This is a genomic window from Magnetospirillum sp. 15-1 (assembly GCF_900184795.1).
Classification (GTDB): Bacteria; Pseudomonadota; Alphaproteobacteria; order Rhodospirillales; family Magnetospirillaceae; genus Phaeospirillum.
Genome location: NZ_FXXN01000025.1, coordinates 150,882 through 166,482, shown reverse-complemented (window position 1 = coordinate 166,482; position 15,601 = coordinate 150,882). Strand labels below are relative to the sequence as shown.

Sequence of the window (15,601 nt, the reverse complement as noted above, 5' to 3'; positions counted from 1 at the left end):
TTGGCAGAAATTCATAATTTTATCGTTTTAAATCAATGCTATGCCCACACGCTGTTTACTCAAAATGCGGCGACCTCTGGTCATGCTGGTTCGACTCCGGCACGGGGCACCACTACTCGGGGTGTAGATTTGCCCAAACGTATCGAAGATCCTTGGCGCAAGATGCGCGACGGCAACGTCGTGCTCAAGATGCGTAAAGGCTCTTCGTATTGGCAAGCGTATCTGAAGATGCGCGGCGAATGGCTGCGCCTTTCCACCGGCAAAAGCGATATCCGCGAGGCCGCGCAATGGGCCTGCGAGCAATACGACGACATGATGTACCGGGTGCGGCATAACCAGGTGCCGCGCACGAAGCTGGTACGGGATGCGACGGCGCAATACATCAAGGATCTCGAAACCAGCTCCCTTGCCAGCGCAGCCGAATACCGTCGCACCATCAAAAAATGGATCGATCCCTTCCTCGGCGGGAAGAAGCTCGATGAGTTGAGCCCGCATGATATTACGGCCTGGAATGCCTGGAAGCGCGAGCAGCACGGCAAACCATTCACCAAATCCACCGTCACCAGCCATAATTTGTGCCTCAGCAACGTCTTTAAGAGCGCCGTCCGCTATGGCTGGATGAGTGACTGGCAAATTCCCAAACTGCCGAATGAGGGCGAGCTTGGCTGTCGCCGACCGCATTTCGACGAGGACGAAATCTCCGCCCTGCTGATCAGGATGTGGCAGTTGATTCCCGAAGGGCGCAAAGAGCGAACCCGTGAGATTCGGCAACTCATCTACTACTATGTCACCGTCCTTCTGCTAACCGGCGCACGTCCAGGCAAGGAATTGAACAACCTGCGTTGGCGGCAGGTGGATTTAGATTGGGAACATGGCGGTCAGAAGTTCGTCAAACTGACGATCACCGCCGGCAAGACCATCAAGTACAGCCGAGTCCGCCAACGGGTGATCACCGCCCCCGCCAGCGTGGCCGCTACGCCTTTCAAGGCGTTGATGGCATGGCAAGGCCCGGACAAGACGCTCGACGACTTCGTGTTCCGCCTGCCCGATGGCTCGACGCCAGGGAACATGGCGAACAGCTTTCAGGTCATTTTGACCAAGATCGGAATGCTGTGGGACCGGGGCGACCCGCCCGCACGCAGGAGCCTCTATTCCCTGCGCCACAGCTACGCCACGACACAGATCGTCCACGGCACGATGTCTCTCATTGAGTTGGCAACCCACATGGGCACCAGCGTCGCCATGCTGGAGCAGCACTACGCGCATCTGGGGCCGTTGGCGATTGCCCCAAAGGTGGCGGCCAACGCCATGCTGATCAGCCCGCATGTGACGGCTGGCGTCTTCAATGACGGCAAGCCCCACGATACGAGCAAGAAGCGGCAGAAACCCGACAGGCACAAGCCCTCACCCACGATTCCGAGAAGCTTGGCCGACGCCCTGGCCGAAACGGAAGACGAATAACCGGCGCCTCTACGCAGCCCTGCCGTGCTCGCACAGCGTCCGGAACGATGGCCTCAGCTGCCTGGACGTGGATGCGCCCGTGCTTGGGGAAATACGGGCGGGGGCATTTCTAGCCGTCTGTAGACGCTCCACGCGCTCCACTGCTATAGCAGCAGCACCGGGCGCATTGCCCAATCCCGGAAACGTGCCCGCGCAACAGCGAGGGCCGTATGGACCGGACGGAACGTATCGCCGCACTTAACGATCAGCTTCGTCGCGACCACAGCTACGGCAAGGTGGTCATGCACAGAAACATACACAGTTCTGTCAATCAGCGTAAAATTCCAGCAGAAACAATATTTTATATAGACGCAGTTTCCTTAAAATCGCTCGCCTTCGGGCGTGCCGGTTCGATTCCGGCAGGGGCCACCATCGCTTGGGATGACGTGCCAATTCGTCGCCGCGCCGCGACTGTAACGTGATCACATGAAGAACAAAAAGAGTTTTGTTGTGCGGCGTGCTATGGTATAAGCACTCCATCAACACCCGAATTGTGTCTTGCGGCTATCGGTCAGTTCCCGATTTGAGAGAGTTTGTCCTTGCCGCTTCACCGACAGGCGGGGCGGGTGGGCAGGTTTGTGGCGATATGGATTCGTCTCGCAATACCCGCCCCGTGGTAAGCCCACGGCAATACGCATCAGCAGCATGCTTGTCGCCCTGGCGTGATGCTGCCAGCAGCCACTGAGCGGCAAGGGCCGGATCGGCGGTAATTCCCTCACCATTCGCGAACATGGTGCCGAGATAGAACTGCGCCAGGACGTTTCCTTGGGTGGCGGCACGCTCGAACCAGCGGGCCGCTCTGGCGTTTTCCCCGCGTTGATTGCCGATAGAGTAGAACAACTCGCCGATGGAAAAGAAGGCAGTTGCCTCTGATTCGCCGACCTTGACCTGTATGTCCTGGTAGCGCCGCTCCGCCTGTTCGAAAAGCGCAGCCGCGAGTTCCGGGTCACGCGCAACGCCGTCTCCATTCCGGTACAGGGTGCCCAGATCGCGAAGAGCGCGATAGTCGCCCGCAGACGCCTTGGCTTTCAGGTCATTCAGCGTATCCGGGGTCGGTTTGTCTCGGGGAGCCGCCAATGAGGTCCCCGCAATCCCGAAGCAGGCAATAAGAACCGTCAGGAATGTGGCAATCCGCATGCGCCCCTCGCGTGCAACTTCAACCTATGACAGCAATGGAGACATGAAATGGATAATAAGCTCAACCCCGATTTTGGGTGGTTTGATCGTGGGATACTTGGCCCGCTGCCATCACCGGGTGACCGGGGCATCATTCCAAAGATCAATCGCGACCGAGAGGCGGTTGATGAGATTTACGCGCAAATCCGGCACCTGAGCGAAGTTCGGGATGAACTCCAGCAGCAGCTCCAGGACATGAAGGCCCAGGTTGACAAAATGTCTAACGGCGAAGACAGGCAGCAGATGATTGAAGATTATAATGCCCTGTCACAGCATCTGGAGGCACTTAAGGGCGAGATATTGGACCTAAAAATGGCAGCCCCGGACGAGCGCGCAGGCGACGACCAAAATGACGATACACATGATATTGCCGAACTGCCGGGAGGCAGCGGAGGAGATGAAAGTGATGACGGTGGCGGCGATGACGGCGGTGGTGAAGGTGGCTGGGACAACGGACTAGACGTTGAACACAAGGTCTTCCAATTCAGCCATAAGAATGTCGATCAAGTCGAACCTTTTGCGCCTGAAAGCGATCCTTACATTGCGGACATGATGCAGATGGCAGCCTCTCCGACAACCGACCCGGCCCGCTCGGCGCTGTTGAAGCCGGTGGATAAGTGGACCGAGGGCGAAATGAAGGACGTGCTGAACTCGGCGCAGGGCGACTTCAACGGCTGGACGTCGGGCGACCCGCTGAAGGACCATATGTATGAGCGCGTCCAGGACTGGCACAGCCACGTCTATGGCGATGGCGAGCAGCAATATGACGGTGGCAAACCCATTGAGCCGCAGCCCATCACCGCCATCCCCGACCAGCCTTCGCCCCACATCACTCCCGATGGTCAGGACTTGTGGCAGGCATCCGCCGACATGGGCAAGACGCTCGCCACTGCCGCCCAAACCGATGGCTACGGCAATGCGGTCAAGGGGCTGCAAAATGGCCTCAACATGCTGAACGACGCCAATCCGCCGCCCGAGCGCTCGCCCGCCTGGGGCTACTATACTCCCCAGGACAAGCTTGCCGAGGATGGCGATTACGGCCCCAACACCGACTTCGCCCTGAAATCAGCGTTATCGCAGCATGGCGCGGACAAGGTGGACAATGTCCTGTCGCTGGGCCGCTTCAACACTTTCGCCCGCGACGCGGCGGCCAGCGGCAATTCCGATGGACTGGACGACAAGACCACATCGCTGTTCGGCGACGATGCCGGCCGCAGCTTGCAGCGCAGCCTCAACAAGACCGGCGGCGATGTCGTCGATGGCTGGGAGCCGCTGAAGGAAGATAACTGGATCGGCCCCAAGACCACCGACGCCTTCAACTCCGTCATGGACACTGTGGGACCGGACGAGTTCAGTCGGGGCTTCGGCGAAGAGATGGGCTTGCTGTGACCCAAGAAGGCGTGAGCTTACATGACGTAAGTTCACGCCTTTCATGACGGGGAAAATGCGGGCCATGGCCGCGATTGTGCAAACACAGAAAAATACACAGTTTGCTGTAAGTGCAATTTAATCTTTTAATACAACGCACTATATAAGCGCGATTAACTTAAAATCGCTCGCCCTCGGGCGTGCCGGTTCGATTCCGGCAGGGGCCACCATCCGCCGTGAAGGGCTTGCCGGTCAGCGGCGGTCGGTCGCGATGTTCCGCGCCGCCCGCTCCAGCCAGGCGGCGAGGTCGTCGGTGATGTGGTGGACATGGGCGAGATCGCCCCGATCCTCGCCCAGCACCTCGGTGTCGGGGTGGCCGTCCTCGCGCACCCACAGGGTGGTCATGCCGATGGCGGCGGCGGGCCGCAGGTTGCGGTGCAGGTCCTCGACCATCAGGGCGGCATGGGGATCGACGGTGTGGCGGTCGATCAGCAACTGGTAGCATTCGGGTTGCGGCTTGGGGATGAAGCGGGCGGCCCGGATGTCGAAGATGCCTTCGAAGTGCCGGGCCAGCCCCAGGCGACCCAGCACGTTCTCGGCGTGGCGTTCCGATCCGTTGGTGAAGATCAGCTTGCGGCCCGGCAGGGCGTCCAGGGCGGCGTCCAGGCGGGGCGCCGCGTCCAGCACCGTGCAGTCGATATCGTGGACGAAGGACAGGAACGCCTCGGGCTCGATCTTGTGCACCAGCATCAGGCCGCGCAGCGTGGTGCCGAATTCGCGGTAATAGCGCTTTTGCAGGGCGAAGGCGTCGTCCAGCGACAGGTGCAGCCGCTCGGCGATGAAGCGGCGCATGCGCACGTCGATCTGGGGGAACAGGCTGGACGACGCCGGATACAGCGTGTTGTCCAGGTCGAAGACCCAGGTCTCGATACGCGACAGGTCGGGAAGGTGGTTGTCCATGCCCAAGACGTAGCGCGCCCCGGCATCCAAGGCAAGGTATAGCCCCTTTAGGAGATCGTTAAGCGCCCATACCTATGGTAAGGAGGGAGTGGGGACGTGACGGCCGGGATTCCAGAACGGATGAGCGCGACGGGCGAAAAACAGCGAGGCAAGCCGCCATCGGGCGGGCGACCCGCCATGGTCTTGGGTGCCGAGGGGCTGAACGCCTTTCCCGGGCCCGCCGTGCTGCTCGACCGCGACGGCACCATCCTCGCCGCCAATGGCCGGGCGGACCCTCTGGCCCAGGCGGTGGCCCAGGACCGGCTGGGGTGCCTCGGCGCCCTGGTGGCCCAGCCCGGTGCCACCTCGGTGGAAAGCCTGCCTTTGTCCACCGGCGGCTCCCTGATTCTCGATCTGGTGTCCATCCCGGCCGAAGGCGGCCAGATCATCTTGTTCGGCCGCGACGTCACCCTGGAACGCAACCTGCGGGCCGCCCTGGTGGAATCCCGCCAGCGCTACAAGGACCTGGTGGAGATTTCCAGCGATTTCGCCTGGGAAACCGGGGGCGACGGCCGCTTCGTCTTCGTCAGCCCCAAGGGGGCGTTGGGCTTTGCCGCCGACGAACTGGTGGGGCGCCGCCCCGCCGAGTTCGTGCTGCAGGAGGAGGATACCCACGGCCCCGGCCCGTTCGAGGCGGTGGCCCCGGTCGAGGACATCGAGGTGTGGATGCGTCAGAGCGACGGCCAGCCCATGTGCCTGCTGGCCTCCTCCACCCCCATCCGCGGCGATGGCGGCGAGTGGCGCGGCGCCCGTGGCGTCTGCCGCGACGTGACGCAGGAGCGGCTGCGCGACGCGGCGCTTTCCCGCGCCAACAACCGCGAGCGCCTGCTCAGCTACATCGTGCGCACCATCAGGGACGAGGTGGACCCCGCCGACATGCTGAAGGCGGCGGCCGAGGCCACGGCGCGGGCCTTGGGGGCTACCGGCTGCCAGATCTTCCGTATCCAGTCCGAGGATTCCGATTTCGTCCTGTCGGCCGATTACGGCCAGTTCGGCGAGTCGCGGTCGGTGCTCGACACCTTCGAATCCACCGACCATTACGATGCCGACCTGGGCGACTGGCGGGTGCTGGCCTCGGTATGCCGCTATCGCCACTCCATCAACGGCGCCGTATTGCTGTGGCGGCAGATGAGCCGCGCCGCCTGGAGCGACGACGACCGCCTGCTGATCGACGACGTGGCCAATCAGGTGGGGCTGGCCGCCGAGCAGATCACCAACCACGAGCGCATGGTCAAGCTGTCGCGCACCGATGGTCTGACCGGCCTGTTCAACCGCCGCGCCTTCTTCGAGGAGATCGCCCGGCGCTTCCACCGTCTGACGCGCGAGGGGCGGCCCGCCGCCCTGATCTACGTGGACCTGGACAATTTCAAGGCGGTCAACGACGTGCACGGTCACCAGACCGGCGACGAGGCATTGCTGGCGGTGCGCGACCTGCTGCTGCAGCACACACGGCCCATCGATCTGGTGGCGCGCCTGGGCGGCGACGAGTTCGCCATCTGGCTGGAGGCCGCCGAGGAACGCATCGCCGTCAAGCGTTGCCAGGACCTGCTGGAGGCGGCCAAGGACCTCGGGCACTATTCCGGCGGGGCGGACAAGCCGCTGGGTCTGTCGCTGGGCGTGGCGGTGCATGGCGGCGGCGAGAAGGAATCCATCGAGGATCTGATCGCCCGCGCCGACAAGGCCATGTATCAGGTCAAGCGCACCGGCAAGGGCGCCTTCCACATCGCGCCGCTGCCGGGCGGTGGGGGGGCGGCGTGACCGGATTCCTCAAGCGGCTGTTCGGCGGCGGGCGCAAGGGACCGCTGGACTACGAGCAGGCCAAGGAACTGGCCGCCCATCCCGATTCCAAAGTCCGCGCCGAACTGGCGGCCCGCGAGGACGTCAAGGCCGAGATTCTCTATTTCCTGGCCGAGGACACCGATGCCGAGGTGCGCCGCAAGGTGGCGGCCAACCCCCATGCGCCGGCCCAGGCCAATCTGCGCCTCGCCACCGACCAGAGCGACGCGGTGCGCGGCGATCTGGCCGCCAAGATCGCCCGGGTGGCTCCCGGCCTGTCGGCCCACGAGCAGGACCGTCTGCGCCGTATGACCTTCGAATCCCTGGAGATGCTGGCCCGCGACCAGATCCCCAAGGTCCGCCAGATTTTGTCCGAGGCCCTGCAGGACGTGGCCAACGCGCCGCCCGACGTGATCCGCCGGCTGGCCCGCGATGCCGAACTGGTGGTGGCCGGGCCGGTGCTGCAATTCTCGCCGGTGCTGACCGACGAGGATTTGCTGGAGATCATCGGTGCCGGTCCCATTCCCGGCGCCCTGGCCTGCATTTCGCGGCGCTCGGTGGTCAACGTCAAGGTGGCCGACGCCATTGCCGCCACCGACGACGTGGACGCCATCGCCGTGCTGCTGGGCAATCCCTCCGCCCAGATCCGGGAGGAGACCCTGGACCGTCTGGCCGATCGCGCCGCCGATATCGAGGCGTGGCACCGGCCGATGATCGAACGGCCGCAGCTTTCGGCCCGCACGGCGCAGAAGCTGGCCCGCTTCGTCGCCGCCAGCCTGCTGCAGACCCTGGCGGAGCGCCGCGATCTCGACGCCGACGCCATCGCCGCCGTCGCCGCCGTGGTGTCGCGGCGCATCGGCGAGATCGAGGGCGATGCCGGTGCCAAGGGCGAGGCCAAGCGCGACGCCGACGAGGCCGCCGCCCTGCAGCGGGCCCGTGCCCTGCACGCCGCCGGACAGTTGGACGAGACGGCCATGGACACCGCGCTGTCGTCGGGCGATCACGCCTTCGTCACCGCCGCCCTGGCGCTGCTGTCGGATTTGCCGCCCAAGGCGGTGCGCAAGGTGGTCTACACCAAGAGCGCCAAGGGCATGGTGGCCGTCACCTGGAAGGCTGGGCTGTCCGCCGGCTTCGGCACCCAGTTGCAGAGCAAGCTGTTGCGCCTGTCGCCCTCCAAGGTCCTGGCCGCCAGACAGGGCGACCATCCGCTGTCCGCCGCCGAGATGGAATGGCAGCTGGAGTTCTTCGGGGCGGGGGACTGAGGGGGCCTTCCCCCTTTTTCGCCATCACCGGGCTTGTCCCGGTGATCCACGCCCGTCCGCCCGACTCCTTGTGTCACAAGCCTTTTTGGGCGGAGCCGCGTGGATGCCCGGATCAAGTCCGGGCATGACGGGTGGACGTTAAGCCTTCGGCACGCCCGAGGTGGTCGAGTGCTCGAAGTGCAGGGCCTCGCCGGGATGAACCACGTCGTGGGCCGAATGGGCGACGCGGGCGGCTTCGGCGAAGCCCGATAGGATCAGCTTCAGCTTGCCGGGATACGAGCAGATGTCGCCGGCCGCATAGATGCCCGGCGCGTCGGTGGCGCCGGTTGCCGGGTCGACGGCGATCAGGTTGCGGTCCATGCCGAGATTCCACTGGGCGATGGGGCCGAGATCGCTGGACAGGCCGTAGAACGGCAGCAGCACGTCGGCTTCCAGACGTTTTGCCTCGCCCTCCAGGGTGGCGACCACCACCGCCGACAGCTTGCCGTTCTCGCCTTCCAGCCCGTGCAACTGGTAGGGCACCACCAGCTCGACGCCGCCCGATTCGGCCAGTTGCTTGAGGCGGGCCTCGGATTCCGGGGCGGCGCGGAATTTGGGCCGGCGATGCACCACCATCACCTTGGCCGCCACCTCGGCCAGCGAGATGGCCCAATCCACCGCCGAATCGCCGCCGCCGGCGATCACCACGTTCTTGCCGCGGAAATCCTCGCGCTTGCGCACCAGATAGAACACGCTGGTGCCTTCGTATTGCGCCAGTCCGTCCAGCGGCGGGCGGTTGGGGCCGAAGGCGCCGCCGCCGGCGCAGATGATCACCGCCCGCGCGGCGATGCTGTCGCCGTTGGACAGGCCGCACAGCCAGCGCCCGTCGTCCAGGCGGGCCAGCGTGCTGACCTGGGTATCGAAATGGAAGGTGGGGCCGAAGGGGGCGGCCTGCTCGGACAGGCGCTCCACCAGATCGGCGGCCAGGATGGAGGGGTGGCCGGGAATGTCGTAAATGGGCTTTTCCGGGTAGAGCGCGCTCAACTGGCCGCCCACGGCTTCCAGGGCGTCGACCACGTGGCAGCGGACCTTGACCATGCCGCACTGGAACACCGCGAACAGGCCCACCGGGCCGGCGCCGACGATCACCGCATCGGTTTCGTGCTGGGCCATTACAGTCTCCTTACCAGACAAACTTGGGAATGGCGGCGACGGGCGTCTCGCCGTGGTGACGGGCCAGTTCGGCCAGACGGGCCGGGTCGGCGGTCTCCCCCCACTTGATGCCCAACTCGTCGGCATGGATGCCGCCGGTCACCAGCACCGCGTCAATGCCGCCGGCTCGCGCCCCCCGGATATCGGTGTGCAGGGCGTCGCCCACCGCGCAGACGCGGCTCCGGTCGGCGATCCCCAAGGTCGCCAGCGCCACCGCGTAGATGGCCGGGTCGGGCTTGCCCCGTTGCACCACCTGCCCCCCCATGTCGGCATAGCGGTCGGCGATGGCCCCGGCGCAGGTGATGCGCTTGCCCTGGCGGATGACCACGTGATCGGGATTGGCCGAGACCATGGGCAGCCGGCGGGCCAGGGCGCGGTCGAGAATGGACTGGTAGTCGGCGACGCTCTCCGTCACCTCCACCGGTCCGGTGTTGAGCACGAAATCGGCTTGCTCAAGGTCGACCGACCGGTAAGGCAGGGATTCGTAGACGTTGCAATCGCGCTCCGGTCCCAGGTGGTAGAGATTGGCGCCCAAGGCGGCGAAGACCGGATCGGTGCGGCGCTCCATCTCCAGATGCACCGCCTCGCCCGACGACATCACCTCGTCGTAGAGGCCGCGCTCGATGCCCAGCCGGGTCAGCTGCTCGATCAGGGCGGTGGCGCGGCGCGGCGCATTGGACAGCATGATGGTGCGCTTGCCTGCCCGGCGCAGGGCGGCCAGGGTCTCGGCGACGCCGGGATAGGCGGTGACCCCGTCGTGGATCACCCCCCACAGGTCGAGCACGAAGCCGTCATAGCGGCCGGCGATCGCCGACAGCCCTGAAATCGGGGCAATCACAGCCCGTGGCCCCGATGGTCGGCGCCTACCGCCTGCGAGATGGACGTGAAGCCGTCGCGGGCCAGCAATTCGGCCATCTCGCGCTTGATGCGGGTGACCAGGGCGGGGCCTTCATAGACCATGGCGGAATAGAGCTGGATCAGCGAGGCGCCGGCCCGGACCTTGGCATAGGCCTCGGAGCCCGAGGCGATGCCGCCCACTCCGATGATCGGCAGCTTGCCCTGCGTCAGCTCGTAGACCCGGCGCAGCATGGCGGTGGAGGATTCGAACAGGGGCGCGCCCGACAGGCCGCCGGTCTGGCCCGCATTGGCCGAGCGCAGGGTCTCGGGCCGGGCCACCGTGGTGTTGGAGACGATCAACCCGTCCAGACCACCGTCCAGGGCGACGGCGGCGATGTCGCCCAGGTCCTCCCAGGCCAGATCGGGGGCGATCTTGAGCAGCAGGGGCGGGGCGCCGGACGGCATGGCCCCGGCCAGGGCGGTCCGCGTGCGGCCCACCAGGGATTCCAACTGGTCGCGGCCCTGCAGGGCGCGCAGGCCCGGCGTGTTGGGCGACGACACGTTGATCACCAGATAGTCGGACAGCGGCGCCAGCCGGGCGGCGCCCTTCTCGTAATCCGAGGCGGCATCCTCGGTATCCTTGTTCTTGCCCAGATTGGCGCCGACGATGCCCATGCGCGGCCGCGCCGCCAGATGGCCGGCGACCACGTCCAGGCCCTGGTTGTTGAAGCCCATGCGGTTGATCACCGCCCGGTCCTCGGGCAGCCGGAACATGCGGGGCTTGGGATTGCCGGGCTGCGGCCGGGGGGTCACCGAACCGATCTCCACGAAGCCGAAACCCTGGGCCAGCATGGCGTCGGGCACCTCGGCGTTCTTGTCGAAGCCGGCGGCCAGGCCGACCGGATTGGAGAATTCACGGCCCCACAGCCGGATCTTCAGCGCATCGGGGTTGTAGACCGGCTGCTTGGGAACCAGCCCGGCCTTGAGCAGGCCGATGGTCAGCCCGTGGGCGGTTTCGGCGTCGAGCAGGCGGACCAGCGGTCCGGCGAGGCGGAAATAGTCCAAGGTCAGTCCTCGATAGCTGGAAAGACGTGGGCGCCGTCGGGGCCCAGCGGCAGATCGGCCGTCCACTTTACCGCCGACAACGGCAGGGGGCCGTAGAGATGGGGGAACAACTGGCCGCCGCGCGACACTTCCCACTTCAGGGGCTCGCCCAAAAGCTGTGGGTCGACGGCGATGATCACCAGCCCGTCCTGGCCGGCCCGGTGCTTGGCGACACTGGCCTTGACCTGGGCCGGGCCGGAGAAATGGATGAACCCGTCGGCCTCGTCCTGGGACGACCCCCTATACCCCCCTGTCGTCTGGGCATATTGCCACTCGGTCCGACGGCATACATGATAGATGGTTGTGGGCGTGCTCATGGCGGCGGACCATACTGGAAGTTGGGATCGAACGCTAGGCACCGTCGTTGCGCGCCACTCTTTGACCTGCGGTGAAAGCCGTGGAGCGTTGCAGATTTTTTCATGGCGGCGGCGCCTTATTCTTGCGACCATGTCGCAGATGGGTGACGGCGGTCCATAGCCGGGAGATGCATGGTGGGGACGAGATGAAGATTCTTATCGCCGATGACCATGAACTGTTTCGTGACGGGCTTCGCCATGTCCTCGATCAGTTCGAAGGACCGCCCACGATCATCGAGGCGAGTGACTTTCCCCAAGCCATCGCAGCCGTTCAGGCCGAGAAGGACATCGACATCGTCCTCCTCGATCTCACCATGCCGGGCATGGCGTGGGCCGAGGGGCTGGCCAAGCTGAAGGAGTTGCTGCCGGCCGCGGTGCCGTTGATCGTGCTGTCGGCCTCCGACGACCGCCGCCACGTGCTGCAGGCGGTCAACATGGGGGCGGCCGGGTTCATTCCCAAGACCTCCTCGTCGCGCGTCATGCTCTCGGCCCTCAAGCTGGTGCTGTCGGGCGGCGTCTACCTGCCGCCGGCCCTGCTGGATCAGAGCGGACCCGGCGGTGACGACGGTACGCCCATGGCCGGCGAGACCGCCATCGCGGCCCTGACGCCCCGCCAGCGCGAGGTTCTGGCCCTGTTGGGCCAGGGCAAGTCCAACAAGGAAATCGCCCGTGTGCTGGAACTGGCCGAGGGAACGGTCAAGCTGCACGTGACGGCGATCTTGAAGGCACTCAACGTCAACAACCGCACCCGCGCGGTGGTCGCGGCCTCGCATCTGGGGTTGACGGCCCCCGATGCCGCTCCCTGATACCGGGGGCGACTGGCACAGGCTCGGCGCCGATCAGGTCCGCATCCGCCTCGGATGCGGAACCGGCGGTCTGAGTGCGGACGAAATCCGGACCCGTCGCCAGCGCTTCGGCTTCAACCGGCTTGCGGAAAAACCGCCCAGGCCCGCCTGGGCGGTTTTTCTCGACCAGTTCCGCAACCTGCTGACCCTGATGCTGCTGGCCGCCGGTCTGCTGGCCGGGCTGGTGGGGGATACGTCCGACATGGTGGTGGTGCTGGCCGTCACCCTGTTCAACGCCATTCTCGGTTATGCCCAGGAACGCCGGGCCGGGCGCATGCTCGGCGCGCTGAAGGCCATGCTGGCCCAGAAGGCCCGGGTGCGCCGCGCGGCGGGCGAGGCGGTGATCGCCGCCGAAGACCTGGTGCCCGGCGATCTGGTGCTGCTCAAGGCCGGTGACCGGGTGCCCGCCGACGGGCGGCTGGTGGACGGCCAGGACGTGGAGGCCGACGAGGCGGCGCTGACCGGTGAATCCGAGCCGGTGGCCAAGACCGCCGAGGCGCTCGACCGTGACGGCGTGCCCCTGGCCGAACGGATCAACATGCTGTTCATGAACGCGGTGGTGACCCGTGGCCGGGCCGAGATGGTGGTGACCGGGACCGGACCGGCCACGGAGATGGGCAAGGTCGCCGCCCTGCTCGATGCCGCCGGGGAGGGGCCGACCCCGCTGCAGGAGCGTCTCGACCAGTTGGGCCGCCGGCTGGCGCTGATCGCCGCCGTGGTGGTGGGCTTCGTCCTGATCCAGGGGCTGCTGGCCGGCGAGCCGCTGGGCCGGATGGTGCTGACGGCGGTCGCCCTGGCGGTGGCCGCCATTCCCGAGGGCCTGCCCGCCGTGGTCACCGTCACCCTGGCTCTCGGCATGGTGCGCATGGCGGGCAAGGGCGCGGTGGTCCGTCGGCTGGCGGCGGTCGAGACCCTGGGCTCGACCAGCGTCATCTGCTCGGACAAGACCGGCACCCTGACGCTGGGGCGGATGACCGCCCTGGAAGCCTGGGCGGTGGGGCGCTCCCACGTCTTTTCCGGCGATGACCGACCGGTCGGTCTTGAATTGGTGCTGGCCCCGGCCGGGCTGTGCACCGAGGCCCGCCTCAACCCCGCCACCGGCGAGGCGGTAGGTGATCCCACCGAGGTGGCCCTGCTGCGTCTGGCCGAGCGTTCCGGCGCCTTGCCGGTACCGGGGCGCTGGCGGCGGCTGGCGGAGTTGCCGTTCAGTTCCGACCGGAAGCTGATGGCGACCCTGGACAGCGACGGCGAGGCCTGCCGGCTGTCGGTCAAGGGGGCGCCCGACCGGGTGCTGGACCTTTGTGATTCGGTGCTGGCCGGGGATGGAACCCGTCCGCTGGACGCGGATCTGCGCCGCGTCATCGCGGCGGAGATGGACGCCATGGGTGGCCGCGCCCTGCGGGTCATCGCCCTGGCCGCCCGTTCCGCCGAAGACCTGGACGCCCGGCCGGACGAGGATCTGGCCTCCGGGTTGGGCGGGCTGACCCTGCATGCCCTGGTCGGGCTGGCCGACCCGCCGCGCCCCGGTGCCGCCGATGCCATCGCCACCTGCCGCGCCGCCGGGATCATGGTGAAGATGATCACCGGTGACCACCGGGTGACGGCGGGCGCGGTGGCGCGTCAGTTGGGCCTGGACGGCGAGGTGGTCAGCGGCACCGACCTTGATGCCATGGACGACACAGAACTGGCCGACCGCGCCCCGGCCATCACCGTGTTCGCCCGTGTGACACCCGAGCATAAGGTGCGCATCGTGCGGGCGCTGAAAGCGCGCGGCCACGTCGCCGCCATGACCGGCGACGGCGTCAACGACGCGGCGGCGCTCGGGACCGCCGACATCGGCGTCGCCATGGGCCGCACCGGCTCGGACGTGACGCGCGAGGCCGCCGCCATGGTGCTGACCGGTGACGATTTTTCCACGGTGGTGGGCGCGGTGCGCGAGGGGCGCATCATCACCGACAACATCGTCAAGTTCGTGCGCTTCCAACTGTCCACCAACATAGGCGCCCTGCTGGCGGTATTGCTGGCGCCGCTGGCCGGGCTGCCGGTGCCGTTCAGCCCCATCCAGATCCTGTGGGTCAACATCATCATGGACGGACCGCCGGCCATGGCCCTGGCCTTCGACCCGGCCCGGCGCGGCCTGATGGATCAGCCGCCCCGGCGGCGCGATGCGCCCATCCTGCCGCTGTCTCGCCTGCTTCGCCTGTTCGGCTTCGGCCTGCTGATGGCGTTGGGCACCCTGGCCGTGCTGTGGTGGGAAGGCGGGAGCGGCCAGGACATGGTGCGGGCCCGCACCATGGCCTTCACCACCTTCGTGATGTTCCAGGTGTTCAACGTGTTCAATGCGCGGGTGGGCGGCGAGAGCGCCCTTGGCCGCGCCGCCCTGGCTAACGGCAAGCTGTGGGCGGCGCTGGCCGGCATCGTCGTGCTGCAGGCGGTGGCGGTGCATTGGGGCCCGGCCCAGGCCCTGTTCCACACCACCGATCTCGAACCGGCAGAATGGGGTGTGGCCGTGGCGCTGGGCGCCTCGGTCCTGGTGCTGGAGGAAACGCGGAAGCTGTTTTTCCGTCAGCCCAGCGAGCGGGACAGGATGTCCTGCAACTGACGGCCGTTGACCGGCTTGTGCAGGATGGGGGTGCCCTCGGCCTCGGCCTCCTTGAGGCCCTCGCCGGTGACGGTGGTATCGCCGGTGACCACGGCGCCGGGAATATGGCCGCCGAAAGTGCGCCGCAGCATACCGATGGCCTCGGTCCCGGTCTGGCCGTCGCGCAGGCGGAAATCCGACAGGATGAAGCCGGGGGCCTCGCCCTCCTCCTCGATCAGCGAGACGGCCTCGTCCGCCGACTGGGCGGCGATGACGCGATAGCCCCAACTTTCGAACAGCATCTGGTAGCCGGCGAGCACGATGGCCTCGTCCTCGATGACCACCACCAGGGGCGGCAAGAGAGGGGCGTCGGGCGCCTGCGGAGTCCGTCCTTCTGACGTCATCATGCTGAATTCCAATCCGTCATCCCACATCCATGATGCTCGCGAACCCTGTTCAAGTGAAGCGCACGGTGGTCATAACCCCCTATACACAACGCTGGTGGGGCACGAACTGCCTGTCGGGGTAGGTGAAGGGTTGCTTTGGCGGTGCGATTCGTCCTTTACTTCCCCCTTAGTGAAGCGGGGGAATCCGTCCCCCGCGAGA

The 15,601-nt window shown here is 66.3% G+C and carries 14 protein-coding genes; 7 read left to right on the top strand and 7 right to left on the bottom strand.

Annotated features, from left to right (window positions below):
- The first annotated feature begins 129 nt into the window (after nt 1-129).
- A complete protein-coding gene (locus CP958_RS13695; RefSeq protein ID WP_141400518.1) occupies nt 130-1,461 on the top strand; it encodes a hypothetical protein in 1,332 nt (443 codons plus the stop codon).
- Nucleotides 1,462-1,670: 209 nt separating this feature from the next.
- Nucleotides 1,671-1,922 carry a hypothetical protein gene (locus tag CP958_RS25935; RefSeq protein WP_141400517.1) on the top strand — a complete coding sequence of 84 codons (252 nt, stop codon included), beginning with the start codon at nt 1,671-1,673 and terminating at the stop codon, nt 1,920-1,922.
- 82 nt (nt 1,923-2,004) lie between these two features.
- Here the strand turns inward: CP958_RS25935 and CP958_RS13690 are convergent, their stop codons facing one another.
- Nucleotides 2,005-2,637, bottom strand: coding sequence for a tetratricopeptide repeat protein (locus CP958_RS13690; protein ID WP_096702505.1), 633 nt, complete (start codon nt 2,635-2,637; stop codon nt 2,005-2,007).
- Between the two features lie 48 nt (nt 2,638-2,685).
- Between CP958_RS13690 and CP958_RS26430 the strand changes: the two genes are divergently transcribed.
- Nucleotides 2,686-4,065, top strand: a complete 1,380-nt coding sequence (locus CP958_RS26430) for a hypothetical protein (protein ID WP_170958973.1) — start codon at nt 2,686-2,688, stop codon at nt 4,063-4,065.
- A 231-nt stretch (nt 4,066-4,296) separates the two neighbouring features.
- On the opposite strand, the gene CP958_RS13680 is transcribed toward CP958_RS26430, so the two are convergent.
- Nucleotides 4,297-5,034 carry a pyrimidine 5'-nucleotidase gene (locus tag CP958_RS13680; RefSeq protein WP_242442892.1) on the bottom strand — a complete coding sequence of 246 codons (738 nt, stop codon included), beginning with the start codon at nt 5,032-5,034 and terminating at the stop codon, nt 4,297-4,299.
- A 90-nt stretch (nt 5,035-5,124) separates the two neighbouring features.
- On the opposite strand from CP958_RS13680, the gene CP958_RS13675 reads away from it, so the two are divergent.
- Both CP958_RS13675 and CP958_RS13670 read left to right on the top strand, forming a co-directional pair.
- On the top strand, nt 5,125-6,801 hold the full coding sequence (locus CP958_RS13675; RefSeq protein WP_096702503.1) for a diguanylate cyclase: 1,677 nt from the start codon (nt 5,125-5,127) through the stop codon (nt 6,799-6,801).
- Complete coding sequence (locus tag CP958_RS13670; protein WP_096702502.1) at nt 6,798-8,081, top strand: DUF2336 domain-containing protein; 1,284 nt, start codon at nt 6,798-6,800, stop codon at nt 8,079-8,081. Before CP958_RS13675 ends, CP958_RS13670 begins: the two co-directional genes overlap by 4 nt.
- 138 nt (nt 8,082-8,219) lie before the next feature.
- Here the strand turns inward: CP958_RS13670 and CP958_RS13665 are convergent, their stop codons facing one another.
- Genes CP958_RS13665 through CP958_RS13650 form a run of 4 tightly spaced genes read right to left on the bottom strand, consistent with a single transcriptional unit; the run spans nt 8,220 to nt 11,530 of the window.
- Nucleotides 8,220-9,233, bottom strand: a complete 1,014-nt coding sequence (locus tag CP958_RS13665) for an NAD(P)/FAD-dependent oxidoreductase (protein WP_096702501.1) — start codon at nt 9,231-9,233, stop codon at nt 8,220-8,222.
- Nucleotides 9,234-9,243: 10 nt separating this feature from the next.
- Nucleotides 9,244-10,110, bottom strand: a complete 867-nt coding sequence (locus CP958_RS13660) for a TIGR01459 family HAD-type hydrolase (RefSeq protein ID WP_096702500.1) — start codon at nt 10,108-10,110, stop codon at nt 9,244-9,246.
- The gene (locus CP958_RS13655; RefSeq protein ID WP_096702499.1) at nt 10,107-11,174 is read right to left on the bottom strand and encodes a quinone-dependent dihydroorotate dehydrogenase; all 1,068 of its coding nucleotides are present in this window, start codon (nt 11,172-11,174) and stop codon (nt 10,107-10,109) included. Before CP958_RS13655 ends, CP958_RS13660 begins: the two co-directional genes overlap by 4 nt.
- Before the next feature lie 2 nt (nt 11,175-11,176).
- The gene (locus tag CP958_RS13650; RefSeq protein ID WP_096702498.1) at nt 11,177-11,530 is read right to left on the bottom strand and encodes a DUF952 domain-containing protein; all 354 of its coding nucleotides are present in this window, start codon (nt 11,528-11,530) and stop codon (nt 11,177-11,179) included.
- 185 nt (nt 11,531-11,715) lie between these two features.
- On the opposite strand from CP958_RS13650, the gene CP958_RS13645 reads away from it, so the two are divergent.
- A complete protein-coding gene (locus CP958_RS13645) occupies nt 11,716-12,375 on the top strand; it encodes a response regulator transcription factor (RefSeq protein WP_096703026.1) in 660 nt (219 codons plus the stop codon).
- The gene (locus CP958_RS13640; RefSeq protein ID WP_096702497.1) at nt 12,362-15,016 is read left to right on the top strand and encodes a cation-transporting P-type ATPase; all 2,655 of its coding nucleotides are present in this window, start codon (nt 12,362-12,364) and stop codon (nt 15,014-15,016) included. The genes CP958_RS13645 and CP958_RS13640 overlap by 14 nt, the downstream gene beginning before the upstream one ends.
- Here CP958_RS13640 and CP958_RS13635 read toward each other — a convergent pair.
- Nucleotides 14,980-15,402, bottom strand: a complete 423-nt coding sequence (locus CP958_RS13635) for a response regulator (protein ID WP_242442891.1) — start codon at nt 15,400-15,402, stop codon at nt 14,980-14,982. The genes CP958_RS13640 and CP958_RS13635 overlap by 37 nt on opposite strands.
- Nucleotides 15,403-15,601 lie beyond the last annotated feature (199 nt).

Coding starts and splice junctions, on each gene's coding strand:
- CP958_RS26430 (WP_170958973.1), top strand. CDS start 2,686: ATGGATAATAAGCTCAACCCCGATTTTGGGTGGTTTGATCGTGGGATA.
- CP958_RS13650 (WP_096702498.1), bottom strand. CDS start 11,530: ATGAGCACGCCCACAACCATCTATCATGTATGCCGTCGGACCGAGTGG.
- CP958_RS13635 (WP_242442891.1), bottom strand. CDS start 15,402: ATGATGACGTCAGAAGGACGGACTCCGCAGGCGCCCGACGCCCCTCTC.
- CP958_RS13645 (WP_096703026.1), top strand. CDS start 11,716: ATGAAGATTCTTATCGCCGATGACCATGAACTGTTTCGTGACGGGCTT.
- CP958_RS13690 (WP_096702505.1), bottom strand. CDS start 2,637: ATGCGGATTGCCACATTCCTGACGGTTCTTATTGCCTGCTTCGGGATT.
- CP958_RS25935 (WP_141400517.1), top strand. CDS start 1,671: ATGGACCGGACGGAACGTATCGCCGCACTTAACGATCAGCTTCGTCGC.
- CP958_RS13665 (WP_096702501.1), bottom strand. CDS start 9,233: ATGGCCCAGCACGAAACCGATGCGGTGATCGTCGGCGCCGGCCCGGTG.
- CP958_RS13640 (WP_096702497.1), top strand. CDS start 12,362: ATGCCGCTCCCTGATACCGGGGGCGACTGGCACAGGCTCGGCGCCGAT.
- CP958_RS13675 (WP_096702503.1), top strand. CDS start 5,125: ATGAGCGCGACGGGCGAAAAACAGCGAGGCAAGCCGCCATCGGGCGGG.